This is a genomic window from Nocardiopsis sp. CC223A, from assembly GCF_030766825.1.
Lineage (GTDB): Bacteria > Actinomycetota > Actinomycetes > Streptosporangiales > Streptosporangiaceae > Nocardiopsis.
The window spans coordinates 1-22,557 of record NZ_JASFDV010000052.1 but is presented as its reverse complement, the minus strand read 5'-3'; the positions used below and the strand labels follow the sequence as shown (position 1 = coordinate 22,557).

The window sequence follows — 22,557 nt, the reverse complement described above, 5'->3', positions numbered from 1 at the left end:
CGACCGTGTTCCGTCCACTCTCCCAGACGTCCCACCCGTGTCCACGGGCCTTCCGTCGCCACCCGCGGCCCTCAGGAGTCGCCTATCCGCAAGGGTTCCAGAATCCCCCGGGTCTGCAACTCGGCGATGTGCTCGGCCACCCGCTCCGGCACCGGCCCGCCGCGCACCAGCAGCCCCGCCTCGATGCTGTGCGCCACCCCGCTCTGGGTGAGGTTGGCGCTGGACACCAGCAGCGCCCGCCGGTCGGCCACCGCCAGCTTGGCGTGCGTGCGCGCGAACCGGTCGGGCCGCCGCTCCGGCGGCCACTGCCACAACCGCACCCCCGCTACCCCGTGGAAGGCCATGGCGGGCTCGCGCCCGGCCAGCGTCCCCCGCGCCCCGGCCAGGGTCTCCACCACCGCCGACACCGCCACTCCGCGTTCCACGGCCGAGGCCAGGGCGGCGCGGACCGCCCGGTGCCGGGTCGCCGAGTAGGTCATGAGCAGCAGCTCCCGCTCGGCGCCCTCGATGAGGTCGACCAGTGCCTGGGCGGTGGCGCGCACCGGGACGGCGTGGCTGCCGGGGCCGGTCCACACCGTCTCCACGGTCACCGTCTCCGCGCCCGCCCCGTACCCGGCGGCCACCCCGCGCAGGAACGCGGCGGCCCGCTCACCACCGACCCCCTCCCGTGCGGCGGCCTCCAGCAGCGGCGCCACCGTCTCCCGCCCGCGCACCGACCCCAGCACCGCCTGGTCCGGCCAGCCCTGCGCCAGGCGGTCGGCGACGGCCCGCAGCCCGGCCGCGCCCAGGACGGGTGCGGCCGCGGCGGCGAGCCGCTCGAACTCCGACTCCGCACCCGTCACGGCAGCTCGGGGTACAGGGCGAGGTCGGGGGAGCCGATGGGCACCACGAACCTGCGGTCCAGGAACCGGTTGCCCCGCTCACAGGTCGTCTCCGACACGAACAGGCACACGTGGCAGGCCGCCCCGTGCAGGAAGTCCGCCTGTGCCTGCGGCAGCCGCTCCGCGCACAACGGGTCGGAGGAGCACCGCATCGCCTCGTGCAGCGCCCGCCGCACCAGCCGGGGCAGCCGGTCCGGCTCGGCCTGCGACACCAGCCCGCCCAGGGTGCCCTCGGCGTCGGGGACGGCGGTGTAGATGAGGATGCCGCCGCGCGGGTCGTCGGCGTCGCCGCTCGCGTAGATGCGCTCGGACAGGCTCGCCGAGTTGTACCCGCAGTCCAGGGCGATAGTGCGGATCAGCAGGTGCGACAGGGTGTGCAGGGCGATGTACCGCTCCCCGGGCCAGAACCGCATCGGCTCGAACCCGCTCCTGCGGTGCGGCGGCACCCGGTTGGCCCGGTAGGTGGCGTACGCCTGCCGGTGCAGGCCCATCGCCTCCGAGCCGGTGACCTTCTTCTCCCAGGCCGCGAGCAGTTCCTCGGGCACGCGCAGGAAGATCCCCTCCCCGCGCACTTCGCTGGCCGGGATCCACTCCGGCTCCACCCGTGCCAGCGGCGCGGACGTCACCAGCTCCGGGTCGTCGGGGTCGGGCGCCTCCAGCCGGGTGAACCCGGTCAGCGCCCGCACCTCGCGCAGCCGCTCCACCTGGAGCACGTCGGAGAACACGCCCTTCAGGGACGCGGGCAGCTCCGCGGTCACACTGCGCAGCGCGAAGTCCTCCGTCGGGTCGGGCAGGTCGGGGGAGGAGAACACCTTCCACTCGGGGGTGCGCAGGTCCGGGTAGCCCTGGCCCTGTTCCTCCTCCTGCGCCTGCCCCTCCTTGGCGGCACGCACCTTGGCGATGGCCGCGGACAGGGTGGCGTCGTCCCACTGCTCGAACTGCCGCAGTGCCGGAACCGTGGTCCGGGCGTAGGCCAGGAACTCCGGGTTGGGCGGCAGCGCGGCGAACGCCTCCTCCCAGTGCTTGTCCACCAGCCCCTCCAGCCCGGCCCCGGCCGGGGGCAGCGCCAGCGCCGACAGCACCTGGGAGAACCACTGGTTGGACGCGCCCACCACCAGCACCTTGGGCCGGGCGTCGCAGCCGCCCTCCTCGAACCGGCGCAGGTGCGGGTGGCGTCCCCGGCAGCGCGGCAGGTTGTCCTGCCCGCGCTCCCCGCTCGCCCAGCGCATGTTGCGGTGTGCACCGCAGCTCACGCAGGTCAGCTCCACGTTCGCGCCGATGTTGCCGCCCCGGTCGTCCATCTGAAGACTCGGGTGCGACGCCTTGGCGCAGGAGGCCCCCTGGTGCACGAAGTGCACGTACGGGAACTCGTCCAGGTGCCCGTTGGCGCAGGTCAGCACGAACCGCGCCGACACCGCCAGCGGCTTGCGCCCCGGATGCCTGCTCACGTTGTGCACGAACCGCGCCTCGTGCGGGCGGCGCGGGTTGGTGTTCTCGAACGCGAACGCCCCCGAGTCCAGCGACCCCAGGTCGTTGCAGGCCGTGCACCGGAAACAGCCGGGGAACGGGAGCGTGGGCACCCCCACCAGGGAGGCCGGACCGCCCGGGTTCGCCTCCATCCCCTCCGTCCACGGCGCGGGCCGCAGCTCCTTCACCCGGCGGTTGCGCTTGTTCTGCCGCACCGCCTCCAGCAGCCGGGGCTCGTCGATCCTCTCCCAGCCGTGGGCGTTGGTGTAGTTCCAGTCGTCCAGGCCGCGGACCAGCACCGCGAAGTTGGGCAGGTCCACCAGGGACCCCACGCCGCTGGTGAACATCAGGTGGCTGGGCCGGACCGCACCCACCCGCCGTCGGTACGTCGCGTCGCGCATCAGCCGCGTCCCTTCCCGCGGGCGGCGGCCGCAGGCACGGCCGTGTCGCCCATCTCGTCGCCCTCGTCCGCGTCGTCGTCCCCGCCGTCCGCGCCGCCCGGCGGCCCGAACGACCACTCCGGGGCTCCCACCACCGGGTCGAACAGCTCGCCGCCGCCCGGGAACAGCAGGTTGATCTCGTTCTCCGTCTCGCGCATGGACATGCCGACGGTGGTACCGGTCCACGGCCCCTCGCCGGGCTTGTGCAGCAGCCCGCGCAGCTGCTGTTTGGCCTCGCTGGAGCGCTCGTACCCCAGCCGGGTCGAACCCTCCCTGCCGTTCTTCCAGATGTCGCGCAGCGCGTTGATCCGCTCGGCCAGGTAGCCCCGCCCGCGCGGGCCGTCCACGGCCTCGGCCCGCCGCAGCATCCGCTCGACGATCTCCTCCACCTCGGGCCCGTCCAGGTCCACGTCGTGGGCGTCGGCGTTGCGGGAGAACCCCTCGGCGGTGTTGCGCACCGCCGCCACGAACATCGCCGCCGTCCCCCGGTCCAGCGAGCGACGCGTGAACGGGGTGACGCTCAGCGCCTCCACCTGCCGGTAGAAGGTCGCGTGGTAGTACCCGAAGTCCTCGTAGTGCGCCAGGTCGCGCGGCCGCGTCCAGTTGTAGAGGGTGACCACCAGGCCGGGCCGGCGCGGGTCGCGGCCCACGCGCGAGGACGCCTGGATGTACTCGGCGGTGTTCTTGGGCTGGCCGGTGACCACCATCAGCCCGAACCGGGACACGTCCACGCCCACCTGGAGCATGGACGTGGCCAGCACCGCGTCCACCGGGTTCTGCCCCTCCCGGGCGATGCGCCGCTGCGTCTGCTGGTGCGGGACCACGTTCACGGCCGACGACCTGCGCCGGGCCTCGAAGACCCGCCGCATCTCGACGCCGGTGGCGCGCCTGCGCGTGCTGGTGTCGATGTCGGGGTCGAACCCCTGCTCCAGCCGCTTGAGCACCTCGCTGATGTCGGCGGAGGAGATGCGCGAGGTCAGCTCCTGCACCGTGAACAGGCCCGACGGGGTGAGCCGGTCCGGCAGCCCCTTGCTGCGGCCGTGCCTGCGCACGCGCACCGTTACGTCGTCGTCCATGTACCGGCGCATGCCGGCCAGCTCACGGGTGGCGTTGAAGTACCCGACCATGGTCATGTACGGGTCGGCGGCCTCGCCGTAGGTGTCGAACACCTGCTGCCCGGCGAGCATGATGATCTCCGCCAGCCGGATCTCCGCGGACTTGAGCCGCACCCCGTGCGCGCACACCCCCATGTAGCGGCGGCCGGGGTCGGTCTCGGTGACCGGCACCTGGGTGGAGAAGAACGTGTCGGTCACCTCCGTCACCTGCGGCGGGAAGATCCGCAGGTCCCGGCCGAACACCCCGCGCACCTGCTCGGCGGCGCGCTTGGTGGTCGCTGTGGACGCCACGATCTTGGGCGCGGTCCGCTTCCCGGACGGGGTGGTCCAGGACGTGAGCTCGTCCACCGCCGCCTCGAACAAGCCCACGGTGGTGCCCAGCGCACCGGAGATCAGGTGCAGCTCGTCCTGGATGATCAGGTCCGGCGGCCGCAGCCGGGGGACCGGCCTGCTGTCCACCTTGGGCAGGTGGCCCTTGGCGTTGTGCCTGCTCGCGCACCCGGTCTTGGCGTCCAGGTCGGCGTGCCGGAACCCGTGCCGGGGGCAGTACTGCGCCACCCGCCCGAACAGCATCCCCGCGAACCCGCGCCAGGGCAGCTGCGCCAGCTTGTCGACGGTGGCGATGACCAGGCTCGGCGTGTACCGGTAGATCTCCTCGTCCACGGTGAGGATCGGCAGGCCTTCGGTGGACTTCGTGCGGGAGAACGGGCAGGCGTCCGCGCCCTCGGCGTTGGCGCAGAACAGCCGAACCCGCCGCTCATCGTGCTGCGGGTACAGGTCCCGGTGCGCCTGGAGGCGGGTGCCGCACCAGGGGCAGGACAGGGTCTGGAGCACGTTGGCGCGCTCGCTCTTGCCCGCCTCCCGGGCCTCGGTGATCTGCTGCTCGGCCTCGGTGAACCAGTTGGGCGACACCCCGCCGCCCACCCACAGGCCGATCCGGAACGGCTCGGTGCCCCAGGTGGCGGGGTCTTCGGCGCGCTGCACCTCGGCCGCGCACACCAGCGCCGCCGCCCGCTGGAACTGCTGGGCGGTGAGCAGGCGCAGCGTGTAGCGCATGAGCACCGCCACCCCCGCCATGCCGCTGCGGGCGTCCGCACCGGAGCCGACCAGGCCCTGGAGGCGGCGGATCGCGAAGGTGTAGGCGGTCAGGCCCAGGTAGGCCTCGGTCTTGCCACCGCCGGTGGGGAAGAACAGCAAATCCACGACGGCGTCGGGGTCCGCGGCCCGCTCGGGGTGGTCGGGATCGGTGATCGCGGGCAGGTTCAGCAGCACGAACGCCAGCTGGAACGGGCGCCACGACGCCGCGGCCGCGCCCCGGGCGAGGACCTGTTCCCGGGCCTGGGCGAAGGACACCTCGGGGTCCTCGCGCAGCCGGGCGATCTCGCTGTGGCGGCGCTGGTCGGCCATGGCCCGGTTGGCGAACCGGAAGGCCCGGAGGGCTTGGGCGTGGTGGGGGTGGGCCGGGTCGGTGAGCAGCCTGATCCCGGCGCGGATGCGCTCGGCCGCGGTACGGGCCTTGAAGACGGCGCTGACGGCGGTCTCGCGCAGGGCCTTGGGCAGGGCGGGGATGGCGTCCTCGCGGTCCTGCAACCAGGCGGAGTAGCCGGTGGAGAGCGGGGCCAGGCCGGTGCGCAGCGCCTCGGGGGAGGCGGTGGCGAGCGCGTGCATGGACAGCTCGACCCTGGCCAGCGCGGAACCCTCGGTGACGGCGGCTGTGGTGGCGGGCACGTCGTGGTGGGGGAGCCAGGTCGTGGCGAGCCGGTGCGCGCGGCGCGTGCCCTCGGTGACCTCGGCATGCACGGCGACGTTGCGGCCGTCGGCGAACTTGAGCTGGTTGCGGTAGAGCAGGCGCAGGTGGAGTTCCTCGGCGTCGTCGGTCACCGGGGCGGTGTCTTCGAGCGGGTCGTCCACCGGGAGGAACACGGGAGAGGCGCCGTCCAGGGCGGTCACGGTGAGCCCGGCCTGGAACAGCCAGCGGGCGTCGCCGTTGGGGGTGACCGGCTCCTGGTTGTTGACCAGGTTCAGTTCGATGGTGCGGCGGGGGCGTCCGTCCCGGGCGGGACGGACGGCGACACCGAGGTAGACGCAGGAGGCGTCGGGGTCGGGGTCGGTGAGGCCGATCCGGAAGTCGGTGTCGCCGTCGAGGCGGACCTCCTGGGTGTACTCCTTGGGCTCGCGCGACCAGATGGTGCGGCGGCGGCCCTCCTCGGTGAGGGAGTCGGTCTTGCCGTACCGGCCCCAGGAGGCGGTGACGGTGACGACGTCCACGTCGGAGGGGACGGAGAAGGACAGGCCCATGGTGGAGGCCCACATGTGGCCGAGGTTCTGAGGGGTGACCTTGTCGGCGAGCTCGCCGGAGCCCTCGCCGTGGGTGTCCCCGGCAGCGCCGTTGTCGGTGTCCACGAGGTCCCCGGCGGCGTCCTTGGTGGACTTGGGCACCTGGTGGCGGGGGCCGAGCATACCGACGAGGTAGCGCTCGCGGGGTCCGGAGGAGTTGGGGGCGAGCTCTTCGGCGGGGCCCTCCCAGGGGCCGAGGAGGTCGCGCTCGATGAGTTCCTGGAGTTCGGAGCGGACGTGGAAGGAGGAGGCCTTCTCGAACTCCTGGGGTTCGTCGAGAGTGGCGATCAGCGCGTCCTCGCGGGCGGCCCGGAGTTCGGCCTTGGTGGGCTTCCTGTCGGGGGCGGCGGCTGCTTTGCCAGGGAGATCGAGTGAGGTCTGCTCCCCGCGGGGGTTGGGGAAGAGGGCGTCGTCGGACATCAGAAGAGCGTCTCTCCTTCGGGGGCCGCGGACTTGCGCTTGCCCTTCTTGTCGTGCAGACCCTGCGCGACCTCTTCGGCGTAGCGCTGGTGGTTCAGTTCGAGCAGGCTGTCGAGGACCTCGCGCTGCGCGGCCGGACCGATGGTGTACCGGGTCTCGCGGCCCACCGGGTGGAACCCGTGGTCGAGCCCGCCGACGGCCTCGATGCGGTCCTCCCAGCCGTAGGCACGGACGGTGGCCTCGTCGATGGCCCGGTGGATGGTACGCAGTTCCTCGATATCGGAATCAGTGCACTTAGGGTCGAAGACGAGATTGTAAGTTTTGGTGAGCCCGATATTCCGCGAGAGCATAAGTTTCTTCCGATGGTCATCAAGATGTTCGCCAAGAATTCGGAGCTCTTGTGTGAGTTCAGGCATGGCGAAAGTTTCAAATACGTCTGATATCGTATACCTTGGGTCTGTTTTTAGGGAAGATCCATGGACCTGCATCCACCAGAAATGCGGGGCGCTTGATAGGGATGCAAGGAAAGCAAAGTCGCTGGTGGTGAAAACGTTAATGTCGGTCGTGAAAACTTGGCTGCTTGTAACTCTAGTCGGGGCAGCGGTTTTGCTCACTCTGGCGATCACGATCACGTGATCCACGGTTTCTAGGAATTTCATTAGCTTGGGGCGCCGATTCCAGAACCACCACCAAGGCGCTTTTTTCACCTGCTCGCTTTTTGTGGCGCGCTCTGGCTTTACGGTTTCTAGTACCCGCAAGAAGGGTTCAGGGTATGTGGCGGCCCTCGCTTCCGTCCAGTCGCGGAAATTGATGATAAAGCGACTTCCGGATTGGCGTGGAGAAGAGTTCAGGTCTCTTCCGTTTAGGAGTGGAAGTATTACTTGCGAGTTTTTGGCTGACTGTGTGAGCATGAATTTCGCTTCTTCGGGGGAGAGGAGAAAACCGGCCCCACCGAAGTCCATGCCCTTCGAGGCTTTTCCGATGTTTGCTGAAAGCTTTTTTGCTTCGCCGGTAATTCGACCCTGGGGGGTTAGCGATGAAGTGATTCCCGGCGCCCTTTCTCCGTCTAAAAGGGATTCTGAATGTGGACTCATCGAGGCTTTTGTCAACCAAACTGCACAGTACTCAACTGAGGCTTTAGTTGGCCACTTCTCGCTCTTCTTGGCTTTTCTGATGAGCGTTCCTGAATTCAGGATTTGATCGAGGCAAACCTCTCTGGAATCTCCCTGTGCAAGAGTGTTTGTTGCAATTACTCCCACTTGCCCATTTTTGTTAGCTATTCGATGTGCGTTGAGAATAAAGTAAGAAACAAGGTCGGCTCGGCCTCCGCTCTGGGTGCCAGATGCTGTAACCGTACTTATGTAATCCCTGAAGTCGGATCCGAGTGATCCGCTGATCCAGGTTCCTCCTAGAAATGGCGGGTTTCCGATTATTGCATCAAACCCTCCACTGTTGAAAACCTCTGGAAACTCTAGGGGCCAGTGTAGGGGTCTGCGTTCAAACGTATCGTCCGGGCGCCCGGAATTCAGCCATTGATTGGCCTTTAGGCTCATCTCTGATTCGTTTTTAGCGGGGTTGCTGGCTAGTTCCACGGCTTGAGAGGAGCCTTGGTCTAGTCCTTGGCTTGCGCGGGCGGAGTTTTTTATGGCTGCTCCGGTTGTCAAATCAGCCAGTATTTTTAGTTTTTCTACTTCTCGCTCAGTCTTTCTCAAGGTGATTCGCTTCTGGTTCAACCCCTCCAAGGTGGCGCCATCGATATTGGTGAGTTCGTGTCGGCTTCTTGCTGCGCGGGTTACTAGTTCTCGGATTCCTGAAGTGAAATCAAAGAGCGTGTTTTCGCCGCCGTGCAGCTTGCGTCCTGCCTTGGGATCCATGTGCATGTACTCGATCTGCTCAAGGGTGGTGATCCCAAGCAGAGAGTCGCCAGCGGCCAACCGGTCATCTAGGAAGGTGAACGGGCGCTTTGGGTCCATGGACACCAGCCACAGCGACAGCTTCGCCATCTCCACGGCCATTGGGTTGATGTCCACCCCGTACAGGCAGTGCTCAATCACCTGACGCCGAGCCTCGACAACGACCGGGTCGTCGTCCTCGCGCAATTCATCGGTTCCCCGAACGGTGGAGCCGTCGGCGCCGACCACCCTCGGGTCGCCCTCCGCCGTCCAGGCCTCAATAAGCCGGTCACCCAGGTACCGCGCCGCCGCCACCAGGAACGCCGCCGAGCCCATCGCGATGTCCGCGACCTTCAGCGACAGGATCTCTTCGCTGCTCTTCAGCTTCCACTCACCGGTGTCCGCCGTCTGCAACGGACCCGGCTCGTACACCAGCGGCTCCAGCGCGCCCTCCACGACCTCCTCCGCGAGGAAGCGCGGCGTGTAGTGCGTGCCCGTGTTCTTGCGCAGCGGTGACTCGGTCACGTACAGCTCGCCCGGCCGCACCAGCATCGGCAGGTCGCGCAGGTCCCAGCGGATGATCCGGTAGAACGGCAGCAGCTGCTCCACCAGCCGCTCGTCGCCCCGCACCACACTGCGCAGCTTCGTGTGCGCCTCGACGGTCTCCTCCGCCGACAGCGGCGCGAGCGCCTTCACCAACTTGCCTTTGCTGCCGATCCCGGAGGCCTTGTACGCGGTGGCCAGCGCTTCCGCCAGCCCCTCCACGTCCGGGTGCCGGGTTGCCAGCTCCTCCAGCTCCCGGAGCGGCACCTCCTCCTCGGCGCCCTCCTTGCCGACGAGCCCCACCACCAGCTCCTCGGCCCGGTAACCGTCAAAGGACAGTAGGCCCTCGTACACGTAGCCGATCTGCTCGACGTCCAGCGCCCGGAAGGACAGCTTGCGCGGCTCGCGCCTCCTGCCCCGCCCTACCTGGACGTACTGCACCGACCGCAGCATGTGCAGCACCGTGCGGTCGTCGATATCCAGCGGCAGCCACGGGAATTCCTTCGGGTCGAACAGCGACCCGTCGTGGGCGTGCATCCGCAGCCGCGGGTGGTCCACCCCGTGGTAGACCGCGTTGAACAGCGCGTTCAGCCGGTACCAGCCCTCGTAGCCGTTCTCCAGGCTGTCCTCGCTGTCGCCCCGCGCCCGGTCGGCCAGCTCGTCGTACAGCCGCCCCGCCGAATAGGTGCTCGCGTACAGGTCGTTGTCGGAGGGCAGCAGACCGCGCTCCTCGGCGAACAGTAGGAACACCATCCGCATCATCACCGACACCGCGCCCCGGTACACGTCGTGCGCGGGCACGTCCACCAGCCCCGGCTCACCGCGCCGCCGTGCCTCGGTGTCCGCACGCCCGATGGCAGCCACCAGCAGCTCCACCGCCTGGCGGACCTGGACGCCCAGCGCTTCGGTGACCTCCTCCTGGGAGTCCAGGCTGCGGGCCAGCAGCCGCACCAGCCGCTCCTCGTCCGGCACCGCGAAGAACCGGCGCCGCTCCAGCAGCGAGTAGAACGCGTGCAGCACGTCCCGCTCCGCCGCCTCCGGCCACAGCACCGCGTCGAACACCGCCGTGGTGGTCACCCCGCCGCGCGGAGCCCACACCAGCACCCACCAGCGCCCGTCCGTGGCCAGGCCCAGCTCCACCCCGTGGTGGCGGCACAGCTTCGCCAACCGGTCCACCGGCGAGGCCGCCCACGACTCGCCCCTGATCCGGGCGGTCGGCACCTGGCCCGGCTCGCACACTAGCCCCAGCAGCCGCACGTCCCCGACCTTGACCTCGCCGGCCGCGTCCCCGTCCAGCGTCTCGGCGGCCTCCGGGGTGGCCAGCGCGAACGACGGCGTCACGTTCGTGTCGTGCTCGGGCACCTCCAGCGCCAGCGGCTCCAGGCCCTCCGTGCGCAGGGACTCGCGCCAGTCCAGCAGCCCGCCCAGCACGTACCGTACCCAGGCGTCCCGGCCCCGGCCGGTGTCGTCCTGCCAGCGCCGGTGCTCCCGGCGCAGCAGGCCCATGCCCTCCTTGCCCACCGGGTCCAGGTTGTGCGGCCACACGTCCAGCAGCACCGGCAGGGTCAGAAACGGCCCGTCGACCTCGACCAGGCTCAGCCAGTTGCGGTGCTGGTCGGCGCTGTCGGTGGCGGAAGCCTTGCGGAAACGGCTCATCGGACGGCCTCCTTGCGGGGAACGACGAAGACGACGGCGACGGGGAACCGGTGCGGTTCCGGTTCGGCGTAGCGCGCGGCGATCGCCGCCAGCTCCCGGTCACGCTCCTCGGCCAGTGAGTCCAGCCGCTTCTGCCAGTTCATCCGGTCCTTCCGGTACTGCTCGCGTTCTTCCTTGGTCTGGGTGACGTCGCGCGTACTGAACAGCGCGTTCTCGTCGTCCTCCGCCAGCGCCGACTCCAGCGTCGCCGCGAACCGGTCGAGCACCGTCGTCACCCGGTCGCGCTCCTGCTCCTGGCGCTGCTGGAGACGGCGCTCCAATTGCTCCAGCCGGGTGTCGGCCCGCCAGTCGATGGCGCGCTCCAGGCCGACCCGGCCGCCGCCCCGCTCCCAGCGGTCGCGGATGCGCGCCCACACCACGTCGGACGCCGGGCGCCCGCCGTCCAGGGCGCGGTTGAGGATGCCGCCCAGCACGGTCAGGTTCTCCAGTCGGCGGAACCGGCCCTGCTCGGGCAGCCAGCCGCCCGAGTGCAGGACCTCCTCGTGCAGGCGCAGCCCGTCCGCACCCACCAGCACGAACCGGGTGTAGGCGCCGACCAGCACGTCCTCCACCTCCGGGTCGTCGGTCACCACGGCCGTCACCCGGTGCAGGCCGATCCGGTCGTTGGACACCGCGGCCCGCAGCAGCCCGGTGGACATCGCCACCAGCGGGTGGTTGAGGTGGGCCAGCACCACGTCGTCGCGGCCCTTGGCGGCCTGCGGGTCGAAGGTCACCGGCAGCTCGCGCGGCACCGCGTCGCGCCCGGCGCCGGAGGGCAGCTTCTCCAGCAGCCCGTCCTTGGCGCGCGCCCACGACTCCGACAGCGTCGGCACCTCGAACAGGCCTTCCGCCAGCCGGACCTCGTCCAGGTGCGGGCGCAGCGCGGGCTGGTGGGCCAGCTCCAGGGCGGTGTCCACCACCCGCTTGACCCGGTCGGGGGTGATGGCCAGCGCCTCCACCGTCTCGTCCAGCCGCTCGCGCAGCCGGCGCACCTGGTCGCGGACGTTGGACTCGGCGGGCACCTCGCCCTTCCTGTCCTTGCGCACCCGCGCGGTCTCGGCGTCCAGGTCGGTGCGCTGGCCGAGCATCCGCCGCTGCACGGCGTCGGAGATCACCGCGTTGACCGCGCCCAGGTCCTCCTCCATCGCGGCGACCTTGGTCGCCACCCGGGACAGGAACTCCAGGTCGCCCTCGTAGGAGTCGGTGGCGTTCTCCCAGTTCGCCCCCACGAAGTGGCGGATCTGCGGTGCCTCGGTCTGGCCGTACCGGTCGATCCGGCCGATGCGCTGCTCCAGCTTGTTGGGGTTGAACGGGATGTCGTAGTTGACCAGCCGGTGGCAGTGCCGCTGGAGGTCGATGCCCTCGCTGGCGGCGTCGGTGGCCAGCAGGATCCGCAACCTGTGCTCCTGCGGAGGCTTCTGGAAGGCGACCCGCAGGGACTCGCGCTCCTGGGTGTTCATCTGCCCGTTGAGGATGCCCAGCTGATCCCCGGCCAGGCCCTCCTGGCGCAGGATCTCCTCCAGCCAGGCCTGGGTGTCCCGGTACTCGGTGAACACCACGACGCGCTCGTTCAGCCAGTGCTTCCCGTCGGGCTTGCACACCGCCTTGAGGTACTTCACCAGCTCGCGGGCCTTGGCGTCGGGCCGGGCCCGGTGGGCGGCCGCCCAGGTGTGCATCCGCTCCAGCAGGGACGCCTCGTCCTCGTCGGTGCCGGGCTGGAGGGGACCGGCCCGGTCCACGGCGTCGTCCTCGGCCTCGGCCAGCTCCTCGTCGTCGTAGGAGGCGGTCTCGTCCCAGAACTCCTCCATCCACTCGGGGACCTCGTCGTCCACACCCGGGTCGAAGAGGTCGGCCTGCCCGGCGCGGGACCGCAGGGTCTCCCGGTACACCTCCAGGGTGTGCGCGAACGCCGCCGGGCTGGAGAACAGCCGCTTCTTGAGCAGCAGCGTCACCAGGTCGGCGGCCCGGCGCCCCTTCTTGGTGGTGAGCCTGGTGCGGCGCAGCTCCGCGAACCGGGTCAGCAGGCCGTGGATCTCCCGCTCGTCCTCGGGGTAGTCCACCTGGATCTCGCGGGCCTCCCGCTTGAGGAACTTGGGGCTGCCGTCAGCGTCGGTGATCTGCGTCTTCAGGCGGCGCACCACCGTCTCCTCCACCGCGGTGGGGCTCGGCGGCACCCCGCGGGCGAACCGCTGGTCGTCGAGGATCTCCAGCAGGGCCGTGAACGACTGCTGGTAGCCGTTGTGCGGGGTCGCCGACAGGAACAGGCGGTGGGTGAAGTGCGGGGCGAGTCTGCGCATCAGCTTGGTCTGCTGGGAGTCCACCGCGTACACCTGCTTGGGGGCGGCCGGCGCCACGTGGTGGGCCTCGTCCAGGATGAGCAGGTCGAAGGCGCGGTGGTAGCTCGAATCGTCGACCGGCAGCACCTCGTCCAGCAGCCGCTGCGCCTTGGCGCCGCGCAGCCACGGCAGGCTGACGATGGTCAGCGGGTACACGTTGAACGGGTTGGCGGCGCTGCCGTACTCGCGGCGCACCCGGGCGGCGCACTCGGAATCGACGACGGTGAAGTCCAGGCCGAACTTCTCCTGCATCTCGTCGCGCCACTTCACCGTCAGGCCGGCGGGGCAGACGATCATGATGCGCTGGGTGCGGTTGCGCAGCAGCAGCTCCTGGGCCACCAGCCCGGCCTCGATGGTCTTGCCCAGGCCGACGTCGTCGGCGAGCAGCAGGTTGACGCGGGGGGCGCCCAGGGCGCGGGAGACGGGTTCGAGCTGGTAGTCCTCGATGGCCACCCCGGAGCGGAACGGCGCCTGGAGGTTGCGCACGTCGGCGGAGGTGACGGCGGACCAGCGCACCGCGTCGAGGAAGGCGGCCAGTCGCTCGGGGGAGTCGAGGCCGTCGGCGGCGATCTCGGGGAGTGTGCCCTCGGGGAGGATCTCCCGGCCGGGCTCGATCTCCCACAGCACGTCGAGGGTCTCGCCGTAGCGTCCCTCCTCGACGCTCTGGAGGGAGACGAGGGTGGCGCCGTCCTTGCTGGGGTCGACGCCGCCGACCACCCACTTCTGCCTGCGCACCCGGACCAGGGTGCCGGTGGTGAGGTCGTCCGCCGGGGGGAGTTCTGCGGTCGTACTGGACATCGGTTCTTCCTGCGTCGCGCCGGATGTGTCCCCGCGCCCTCGGCGGGGGAGGAGGCGGTGAGGCCGAGGGCGGTCGGTGCTCCGGGCGATCGCCGGAGGGGTGTCACCCTCAACCGAGACTTTATTGTTAATAGGGTTCACACGCAACAGGCGTAGGGTGTGTATCTGGGTCGCCGATGCAGATGCTGTGAACAACAGGACGGCGGCCCTGTCCTCCGGGTTTACCCAGGAGGACACCCACTCCCCAGGAGGGGACCTTGGTCCCGATCAGGGCCAAGGTCCTCCGTGTATCCGCCGAGGACGCCATGGAACGCGACGAACCCCCCGGGCCCGGCGAGCGCAGGCCCCGCGCCGTGCACACCGGCCGCACCGGGAACCCGTGCGAGTACCCGGGTTGCGCAAGCCTCGACGCCAGTCTGTCCATCCTATGGAGCCGACCCGACCAGGATCACGAGTTCGGCGGGACGAACCGGGTCCTGCGCTGCGCGGAGCATCGGGGGAGGGGCACCCCAGCGGCGGAGTCGCAGGAATCGCACTCCGTGGAGCGGGCCCCGCCCCCACGTCGAAGACGACGCGTGCCCGCCGGTCGAGACCCCGCGCCGAGACCGACACTCCGCACACTGAGGCTGAGGATGCCGCCCAGGCGGATCCGCAGGCCCCTCGCCCCTGCGGTCAACGGCTCTGGCCGTTCGCTATATGGGCCTGCTTGAAAAATCCTTGCGAAGGGAGTTCTCTCGATGACGTCCGGTCGGTCGGGGAGAACGGGTAACCAGTGCGATCATCCCGGGTGCAATAGAGAGCAGAAGGGGACCTCCATCGATTGGAGTCGCGAAGGCTGGGATGACAAGGACGGCGACAAGAGCATCGGTCACTACTGTGGCCTGCACCTGGCTTCGCGTAAATCCAAGGGCGGGGCGAAGCGCGGCACAAGGAAGGTCGGGGGGAACCCCACCTCCGGTTCTGGTAGGACGAGGCGTGGTGGAGGAGGAGCGAGGGGCGCCGACGACGGTGGTCTCTATCTCCGCCTGTCCAATGCCGTTGCTGAGGTGAGGCGGCTCGTGGAGTCGAACCCCTCGGCGGCGATCGCCCGATGTGACCGGATGTTGCAGGAAAGCGCCCACGCGGAGAAAAGTGGGAACGACGACCTCCTGGACCTCCGTAAAGAGCTGAAGCGTCTGCGCAAGCGTGCCGTCGGTATCAGGGATCAGGCCCCTCCCGGATCGTTCGGGGGTGTCAAGGGAGCGCGTGCATCCGCCGAGCGGAGAAAGGTCGACGCGGGGATCGCGCGGTTGACCGAGGAACTCGAACACGTTCGGAGAATCGTTCGCAGCGATCCGCGAAGGGCGGTGGAGATATGCAACCAGGTTCTGGGCCGTGATTTCTGGGTGTGGATGAGGAAGGAGCCGGTGACCGGGAAGACCTTTGGTGACTTGTTCAGAGAGCTGAGGAGAAGGGCGCGGCAGGAGGGCGGGAAGCAGAAGGGCGGACGACGGTCGACCGGTCGGGGAAAACGGTGACATGTGCACACCTCGCGCTTCGTCTGCCACCGCCCCGTGGTGGCCGTGCAGCCGATGGCCGAAGGCGTCCTCTTCGTACCGGGACAGGTGAACGAGCCTGACCACGACGTGGGTCGCGCTTCCCGCGCGGAAGGCTCTCGGGTACACGGCCGGGTAGGGCGGCACCCCCTCCGGGCCGTGACCGGCCAGGTCTCCCACTGCGCGGAGCACCGTGGACGGGGACATCTTCGACATGCGCACAGACGTGGCCCTGAACGCCTTCCTGGCCGCTGTAGAACAGGGAGACCCCGAGTGCGCGCGGGCCTGGGAGGAGTGGAGCACCCGTGAGGGACGCGAAACCTACGCCTATCTGACGAAGGACGAATTGCTCACCGAGTTCGCGGTCACCTCGGCTCGGGCGAACCCCGCCCGGCCGACCGTACTCCTGCCCTCCTGCGCCGACGACATCGTGGTCAGGCAGCGCCACTACTACAACCGCTACCTCACCAAACGGCTCGCCAACCCCCTGCCCGACGCCAAACAGCTGGTGCTGTTCCGCAACATCCCGGTGCCGGATTCCCGGATTCTGCCCGAGGCCCTGGCCGGGGTACGAGAGTCGTTGAGCAAGCACGACCTCGCCCGCGTGTACGTGGCCCTCACCCCTGGAAGGGGATGAACTCGGTGTCCCTGATCGAGATCGAGCGCAAGCGCGTTCTGGAGGAGCGCGAGCCGCTGGAACGGCGCCTGGCGGAACTGGGCTTCGCCTCCACCGGTTCGGAAGTGGAGGTCGACACCTACTACAGCCGCCCCGACGTCGACTTCCTGGAGACGGTCGAGTGCCTGCGGGTACGTGAGGGTCTGGGTCGGTGCGAGGTCACTTACAAGCCGGCCTCCGATAGCAGCACCCACGGAGCGGGAGGTGTCATCGCCAAGCCGGAGACGAACGTGGCGCTGGCCGACGGAGAAGAGGCCGCGCACGCCCATCGGCTGTTGGAGGCGTTGGGCATGGTCCTGCTGGCTCGGGTGGAGAAGTCGCGCACCTCCTACCGGGTGCCGGAATGACCGGAGCTGTCGTTCGTGGAGACCGAGATCGTGTTCGCGGACGCACGTGAGGAGGTCGTGCGCCGGTTGGAGGAGACCGAGCGGCTTCTGGGGCTGGAGGCCCTTCCGGTGATGACCGTGCCGTACCGGGACCTGGTTCCGGCGGCGACGGCAGCGGTTTCCCGTAGTGCTGGGAACGAAGGATCGCTGTTCGGTGGCGCCTGAGCCCGATCCGCTTTGCTCGGTGGTGCAGGGCCCCGCCTACCGGAAATCTGTAGGCAGGGCCCGGTTGCGGTGTTGCTGTCGGCGTCAGGCGCCCTTGGCGGTGTCGAGGAAGGCCTGCCACTCGTCGGCATCGAAGGCGAGCATCCCCAGCCCCCGATTCTGGGTATCCCGTATGGCCACGCCGAGGTCGAGGTCGGCCACCTCTACACACGCTGCCTCACTCTGCGAGTAACTCGACTTCCGGAACTCTGCCTGGTCGAATGCCTGCTTCTGCGGTGGCTGCATGTCTAGTCCCTGTCCTGCCTGTGTTCGTTGGCTATGTGCTGAAGAAGCTTCATGGTCGGCCTGCCGTCATCCAAGGAGGAGGCGCGGAGCCGGTTGAAAGTTCTTGAGTAGTGGTCGACGTTCTCCTCGCTCGACATGAACATGTGCGAAGAGGGGCCTTGCAGGTAGACGGTCACCAGGCCGTGGTGGTCCACCCGCAGAATCGAGAAGGAGGCGAGTGTCAGGGCCGCGTGTGCACCGGCACTGTAGGGGAGCGCCTGGAGTGTGACCTTGGGGAGATGGGACAGCTCGATGAGGTGGTCGATCTGCGCGGCCATCAGCTTGCCGCTGCCGATGCGTTGGCGCAGAGCGGCCTCCGCGATGATCATCCACACCTCTGGCGTGCTCTCCCCGCTCAGGATCTCCTGGCGGGTCAAGCGAACCTGGACCTCCCGATCAAGGTCGCTGTCCGGGTGCATGGTCGCTTCGATGACGGCTCGCGCATAGTCCTCGGTCTGTGCCAGGCCCGGGATGAGTTGCGACTGGTACATCTCGATCGACGTCGCCTGTGCCTCGATATTGGCGTAGGAGCGGTAGCTGCGTTCCAGGTCGTAGGGCTGCCACCGGTCCGGTTCACGGGCCTGCTTTCGCAATGCGAGGAGGCGGTCGAGTTCTTCCGGGGCTTCATAGAGGGCGAGCAGGCGTTCGATCGCACCGGCACCCGGGACGGCTCCACCGTCCCCGGGAGTTTCCCAGCGTGCCAGAGTGCTCGCGGCTGTTCTCATCGCCTTGACGACATCCCCGAATTTTCGGTCGCCTCGGAGCTTGCGTAGCTCTTGCGCCAGTTGCCACTGCGCAAGAGTCGGGTTGCCTGACATCCCTTGATGATGCCCTTCTTCGCGTTACGGGACAAACTTCGCTACTTTCAAACGCTACTTGCAAATGCTGGTGGCGTTGAGTTTACTGGAGATGGGACTTCGCCCTTCACAGGAGGCGTCATGGCAGATGGAGGACCGGCCGACAAGGCCCGGGCACAGGGAGAAGGGTCCTCGCGCTGGGGGAGGTTCGGGGCTCGGATATGGCGGGCGCGCAGGCGTGAGGGGATCACCCTCGACCCTCTCGTGGACATCGCCGCCCGGGCCCCTGTTCCCGGGCAGCGTGCCCTTCCTGCTGGCTGAGCACCGATCACCCCGGCCACGAAAAAGCCCTGGCGGGTGCTCACAACACCCACCAGGGCCAACGTCGACAACCGATCCACAACAACCACAGAAGCAGAAGGAGTACATCGACATGGCCATTGTGCCGCGTCCCAGCGCGCCCTTCCACACTCCCACCCCCGGATTCGCCGGGCGCCGCTGGGCCAGCCGCATCTACCCGGGCGACCTCGCCGAGATCGCAGGGGCCCGCCAGGACCTGCGCGCCGACCTGCACCGCCTCCAAGGGCTGTGCCCGGACCTGGCCGACACGATCGTTCTGTGCGCCAGCGAGATGTTCGCCAATTCCTGCGATCACTCCCGCTCCGGCCAGGCGGACGGACGGATCATCCGCACGCTGTCCATGCCCACCGCCCAAAGCCTGCACGTGATGGTCGTCGACGACGGGGTCCGCGAGGCCGCCCCCACCCACCCGGCGATCCCGCACCAGCGCACCGTGGAGGAGTGGGAGGAGGCCGAGCGCGGTCGGGGTCTGCTGCTCATCGACGCCCTGGCCACCTGTTGGGGGAGCCGGGCGGTGGTGGACTTCCCGTTCTGTGCGGGGCTGGGCACCGCGGTCTGGGCCGAGTTCACTCTCCCGGCCCCGGCCGCCCCTACCGGCGAGGCCGTCTGATGGGCGCCGAACCGCTCTCCTCCGGGGTGCGCGCCGTGCTGGGCGCGCCTCGGGGGCGCCGCTTCTCCCGCCCGGGGGCTCCGCTCCCGCCCACCTGGGAACAGCTTCTCCTCGCCCAGATGCCCGACAACCCCCGGGTCGCTTACCGCCAGGCCCGCGGTCAGATCCCGCCCTGGATGGACGCGCACTTGGCCCGCCTCACCGAGGACGGCACTCCACGCCCGGCTCGCCGACGCGAACCCGCACCGGCCCCGGAGCACGCCCCGACACCCCGGGTTCCGCGTCCCCGGCCAGCCCCGGACGACGGCCCCACCCGGCCGCGCCCGCGCCCTGAACCCCCGCCGCTGCCGCGCCGCCGTCCGGGCCGTCCCCACAGCCACCGCAGACCCCGAAAGCACGGCCGCACCGCCTGGCGCCTGACCGCCTATACCCTCGCCGCCCTGGTCGGCGCCTTGGCCCACCACCTGGCCGCGCCCCTGTTATAGCCGCCCACCACACCACCACGACCACGACCACGGCCGGGGCGGGGCCACCCGCCCCGCCCCGCCCCGCCTCAGTGCCACCTCTCCCTCGTCATTCGCCGTTCGCACGGCACTCCCGGCAGGCCTCCGACCACGCGGACCGATGTGCGTCGGCCAGGGGCGGGTCGGAACCGCAGGCCGGCCCTTCAGGGGCGAGTGGCCGTACCGTTGCCGTGAACGGCCACGTCCGGAGCGAGGTCGGCGAGATAGGACCTGCTCGCCGTCCACGGGGTGAGTTCCACCCCGAAGGTGTCCTCCCCCTCCTGGGACAGGTGCACGAGCCTGCCCACCACGTGGATCGAATCCCCCGCACGGAAGGCTCCCGTGTACGCGCCCAGGTATGACCGCAGGTGCACGATCCGGTCGGCGAAGGACTCGGGGTCGTCCACGGTCGAGTGCAGGACCCTGTCGACCCTGATCCGGTAGAGAGCGGGGGTCAGCACCCCCTCCGCATGGTCGGTCACCGTGGCGAGCAGGGTGATCTCACCGATCTCCTTGGCGCGCATCGTGTCGAGATGCCCAGCGGTGTCAGAGCGCAACGGCTCGCAGTTGATGTGCGCACCCACCCCCGCGGTCATCCCCTGGAACTTTCGGCGCTCCTGTTCCATGAGCGTCTCGAACCGGCTGCCCTCCATGTACTTCGCCCGGCGCAGGTACAGGCGTGTGAGATGTTCGCCCTCATAAGCACCGATGACATCACGGTCCGCGAAGAGCTCCCGCGCGGCCCCGTAACCCTCAGGGCCGTAACTGACCAGGTCGATGTCCGACCACCGGTTGGCGCACCCCACCAGGAACGACCCGGTGACGCCGAAGAACGGTGACCACCCCCGCTCGGCGATGCGCTCGACGATGGCCAGCAGATCCCCGCCGACACCGCTCGTCTCCGACCCTCCGGCGTTGCCGTGATGCAGCTCGGCGAGTCTGCGGCGCGCCGAGTAGTGGCGAACGACGTCCCGGCGCGGAACCCCGGTGATGACGCTGCCGAGCGCGTCGGAGTACACGTAGCACTCCGGCCTGCGCGCCAGGATCCCGAACGACCTGGAGACGACGCTGTTCTGCTGGTAGGAGCGCCCGAACAGGACACGGTCGCCCCGGCGATGCGGGTGGTACTTCACGTAACCGAGGTAGTGCGAGTCGGGGTGGACGTCGCCGATGACCTTGAAGACGATCCCGTGACGATCGAGCAGGTAGTCACGGTCGCGCACCCGGAGATCGGTGCTCGAAGTCGGCGAGGGAGGGGAAACCGGTGGTGTCGATGTTTCGTGTGCCCGCATATTCCTCTGCGCTCCGGATGAAGAGTGCCCGACGGTAGTGCCACTTGCGGTACTTGGCGGGGGAGGCTCCGTCTTTCGGCCGCATACGGGCGAGGAAGAAGAAGCACTTGGCGAGCAGGAAGTCCCCCGCGTGGGGGCTCAAGGGCCCGCCCGTGCACTGCCGGGCGACATCGTCCAGGGCGCCCGTGTAGCGGGACCTCTGCTCCGAGGTGAAGGTGTAGCCGCGGTTCCCACCCTTGAAGGCGGCGATGTCGAGCATGGGGTAGACGTCATAACCCAGCGGGGCCGGCGCATGGTGCTGCCAGTCGATGACGGCGTTCGGAAAGGCGTTGGGCAGCCCGTAGTCCAAGTGGCCGTGGCACAGGGGCACCTGCGCGAGCCGGTCCACAGCGGTGTCCACGGCGGCTCGGATCTCCTCCGTGTCCAGGTCGGGGTTCTCCGCGAAGACCTCGTCGACGAACCCCGCCCGGTGGAACCACGCCCTCACCTTCGCCCTCGCGCCTTCAAGCGGGTGGGCGGCCTGGGCCCGCAGCAACCGCGAGGAGATGGCCGCGGCGGCATCGACGAGTGTGCCGTCGACCGCTCCGCCACCGTTCTCCGCCTGGGCCATGGCGAGGTCGTGGAGGCTGTGCTCTCCCGCTTCGGGCTCGGTGAAGTAGGACTCCTTCTCATCGGCCCCCACCTCGACCGGCCGCAGGACGGGGAAGCCGAGGGCGGCGAGAAGGCGCTGGTGCTCGCCCTCCTCCTCCACCTCAGGGCCACCGGTCCGCTTGTAGAGCCGTTCGCCGGGCGAGTACCAGACGGCTCCCCCGTCCGAGGCGGTCCTGGCGGTGATCAGTTCCCAGTCAGGCAACGGCTGTGGTCCTCTCGGCGGTTTCCGGCAAGGCGGAGGCGAGGAGGTGTTTGTCCATCACCCAGGATGTGCCTCCCCGAAGGATCTCCTCCCGCACCCTGCCGAGCCGCTCGGAGCCCTCGGGGGCGGGGCGGCTCCGGTGCACCTTGAGGAAGTACTTCAGGAGCGGGGGCAGTCGGCGGGGGTCGGTTCGGTTCTTGTTGTGCCAGGCGACCAACGGGAGGAATCGGGTCTCGAACATCCGCCGTTCCCGATCGGTGGTGCGGTGGAACGCGTAGGGCCTTTCCAACGAGGACAGCGTGTCGTAGGGGATGCGCCCATGGAGGGTGTACCGCAGCCGGTGCCCCTCCCAGGAGGTGAACCCGACTCCGTGGGCCGCGATGTGGGCAAGGGCATGCGTCGTTGTCGTCATGATGGCCTCGGGGGTGCCGATGCTCCGGGCGGCGCTGAGCACCGCCACATGCACGCCGGTTCTCGGATCCAGCACGAGCCCGTCCAACCCGAAGGGATCCAACCGGATCCCGTGCGAGCGGGTTCGGGACAGCAGGAGACGGCGGGGCGCCTGCCCGGTCATCGCCTCCAAGTGCCGGGGGCGTCGGCGGTGGTGGCCGTGGAGAAGCTCTGACAGGGAGAGCCGCCCCTCGGCCGTCCCGTGTACGAGGTGTCTGGCCTGACGGTCGCACAGACGGGTGCCGCCACATGCCGTGCAGCGGTCGGCAACGGCGCCGATCATGTGTCCGCAGGCGGTACATTCCCGGACCGTCGTCCGCTCGATGCGCAGGGAACCCCGGGTCAGGCCCGCGTCGATCATCTCCAGTGCCAGAGCGCCGACCTCGGTGTCGGCGTCCGTGAGGATCCACGCGGGGACGGGCAGCTCCGAACCGTACTTGCCGAGCAGGGTTCGGCGCTCGAATTCCCCTCGCTCGGCGGGGAAGTCCCCGCCGAACCGCAGGTCCCCGGCCAGGGTGACGGTGTTCCACAGATGCGGCGGCCCCGGCAGGCCGAGCATGTCGTCGAGTGCCTCCGCCAAACGGATCCCGACGGCCTTGCCCGGTAGGTCGCGGAAGGTGAAGTCCCCCTTCTGGACAGGGCCGTTGAGGAACAGGGTCACAGGCGCCTCCTGACACGATTA

General features: G+C 69.2%; 16 protein-coding genes. 6 read left to right on the top strand and 10 right to left on the bottom strand.

The features are described 5' to 3' along the window. Positions 1 to 71: 71 nt before the first annotated feature. The 5 genes from drmC to drmD are packed head-to-tail and all read right to left on the bottom strand — an operon-like array spanning position 72 to position 13,924. Entirely contained in the window at positions 72 to 842 is a 771-nt protein-coding gene (gene drmC, locus QJS33_RS19855; protein WP_306369527.1) for a DISARM system phospholipase D-like protein DrmC, read from the bottom strand. After that, the gene (gene drmB, locus QJS33_RS19850; RefSeq protein WP_306369526.1) at positions 839 to 2,749 is read right to left on the bottom strand and encodes a DUF1998 domain-containing protein; all 1,911 of its coding nucleotides are present in this window, start codon (positions 2,747 to 2,749) and stop codon (positions 839 to 841) included. Before drmB ends, drmC begins: the two co-directional genes overlap by 4 nt. Further along, a complete protein-coding gene (drmA, locus tag QJS33_RS19845) occupies positions 2,749 to 6,660 on the bottom strand; it encodes a DISARM system helicase DrmA (protein ID WP_306369525.1) in 3,912 nt (1,303 codons plus the stop codon). Before drmA ends, drmB begins: the two co-directional genes overlap by 1 nt. Next, positions 6,660 to 10,751 carry an Eco57I restriction-modification methylase domain-containing protein gene (locus QJS33_RS19840; protein WP_306369524.1) on the bottom strand — a complete coding sequence of 1,364 codons (4,092 nt, stop codon included), beginning with the start codon at positions 10,749 to 10,751 and terminating at the stop codon, positions 6,660 to 6,662. Before QJS33_RS19840 ends, drmA begins: the two co-directional genes overlap by 1 nt. Then, the gene (gene drmD, locus QJS33_RS19835) at positions 10,748 to 13,924 is read right to left on the bottom strand and encodes a DISARM system SNF2-like helicase DrmD (RefSeq protein ID WP_306369523.1); all 3,177 of its coding nucleotides are present in this window, start codon (positions 13,922 to 13,924) and stop codon (positions 10,748 to 10,750) included. The genes QJS33_RS19840 and drmD overlap by 4 nt, the downstream gene beginning before the upstream one ends. A 737-nt stretch (positions 13,925 to 14,661) precedes the next feature. Between drmD and QJS33_RS19830 the strand changes: the two genes are divergently transcribed. From QJS33_RS19830 to QJS33_RS19815, 4 genes are all read left to right on the top strand, one after another. Then, positions 14,662 to 15,441, top strand: a complete 780-nt coding sequence (locus QJS33_RS19830) for a hypothetical protein (protein ID WP_306369522.1) — start codon at positions 14,662 to 14,664, stop codon at positions 15,439 to 15,441. A 232-nt stretch (positions 15,442 to 15,673) separates the two neighbouring features. After that, on the top strand, positions 15,674 to 16,096 hold the full coding sequence (locus tag QJS33_RS19825; protein WP_306369521.1) for a hypothetical protein: 423 nt from the start codon (positions 15,674 to 15,676) through the stop codon (positions 16,094 to 16,096). Beyond that, on the top strand, positions 16,093 to 16,482 hold the full coding sequence (locus QJS33_RS19820; RefSeq protein WP_306369520.1) for a class IV adenylate cyclase: 390 nt from the start codon (positions 16,093 to 16,095) through the stop codon (positions 16,480 to 16,482). Before QJS33_RS19825 ends, QJS33_RS19820 begins: the two co-directional genes overlap by 4 nt. Positions 16,483 to 16,497: 15 nt before the next feature. Further along, complete coding sequence (locus QJS33_RS19815; RefSeq protein WP_306369519.1) at positions 16,498 to 16,686, top strand: hypothetical protein; 189 nt, start codon at positions 16,498 to 16,500, stop codon at positions 16,684 to 16,686. A gap of 84 nt (positions 16,687 to 16,770) precedes the next feature. Here QJS33_RS19815 and QJS33_RS19810 read toward each other — a convergent pair whose 3' ends face one another. Beyond that, a complete protein-coding gene (locus tag QJS33_RS19810) occupies positions 16,771 to 16,971 on the bottom strand; it encodes a DUF397 domain-containing protein (RefSeq protein ID WP_306369518.1) in 201 nt (66 codons plus the stop codon). Between the two features lie 2 nt (positions 16,972 to 16,973). Beyond that, positions 16,974 to 17,828 (bottom strand): DUF5753 domain-containing protein, encoded by an 855-nt coding sequence (locus QJS33_RS19805; protein ID WP_306369517.1) that lies wholly within the window; start codon positions 17,826 to 17,828, stop codon positions 16,974 to 16,976. 412 nt (positions 17,829 to 18,240) lie between these two features. Between QJS33_RS19805 and QJS33_RS19800 the strand changes: the two genes are divergently transcribed. After that, entirely contained in the window at positions 18,241 to 18,777 is a 537-nt protein-coding gene (locus QJS33_RS19800; RefSeq protein ID WP_306369516.1) for an ATP-binding protein, read from the top strand. Beyond that, on the top strand, positions 18,777 to 19,262 hold the full coding sequence (locus tag QJS33_RS19795; RefSeq protein ID WP_306369515.1) for a hypothetical protein: 486 nt from the start codon (positions 18,777 to 18,779) through the stop codon (positions 19,260 to 19,262). Before QJS33_RS19800 ends, QJS33_RS19795 begins: the two co-directional genes overlap by 1 nt. Positions 19,263 to 19,444: 182 nt before the next feature. Here QJS33_RS19795 and QJS33_RS19790 read toward each other — a convergent pair whose 3' ends face one another. The 3 genes from QJS33_RS19790 to QJS33_RS19780 are packed head-to-tail and all read right to left on the bottom strand — an operon-like array spanning position 19,445 to position 22,536. After that, positions 19,445 to 20,503, bottom strand: coding sequence for a hypothetical protein (locus tag QJS33_RS19790; RefSeq protein ID WP_306369514.1), 1,059 nt, complete (start codon positions 20,501 to 20,503; stop codon positions 19,445 to 19,447). Beyond that, positions 20,490 to 21,425 (bottom strand): phosphotransferase, encoded by a 936-nt coding sequence (locus QJS33_RS19785; RefSeq protein WP_306369513.1) that lies wholly within the window; start codon positions 21,423 to 21,425, stop codon positions 20,490 to 20,492. Before QJS33_RS19785 ends, QJS33_RS19790 begins: the two co-directional genes overlap by 14 nt. Beyond that, a complete protein-coding gene (locus QJS33_RS19780; RefSeq protein ID WP_306369512.1) occupies positions 21,418 to 22,536 on the bottom strand; it encodes a hypothetical protein in 1,119 nt (372 codons plus the stop codon). The genes QJS33_RS19785 and QJS33_RS19780 overlap by 8 nt, the downstream gene beginning before the upstream one ends. Positions 22,537 to 22,557: the final 21 nt, after the last annotated feature.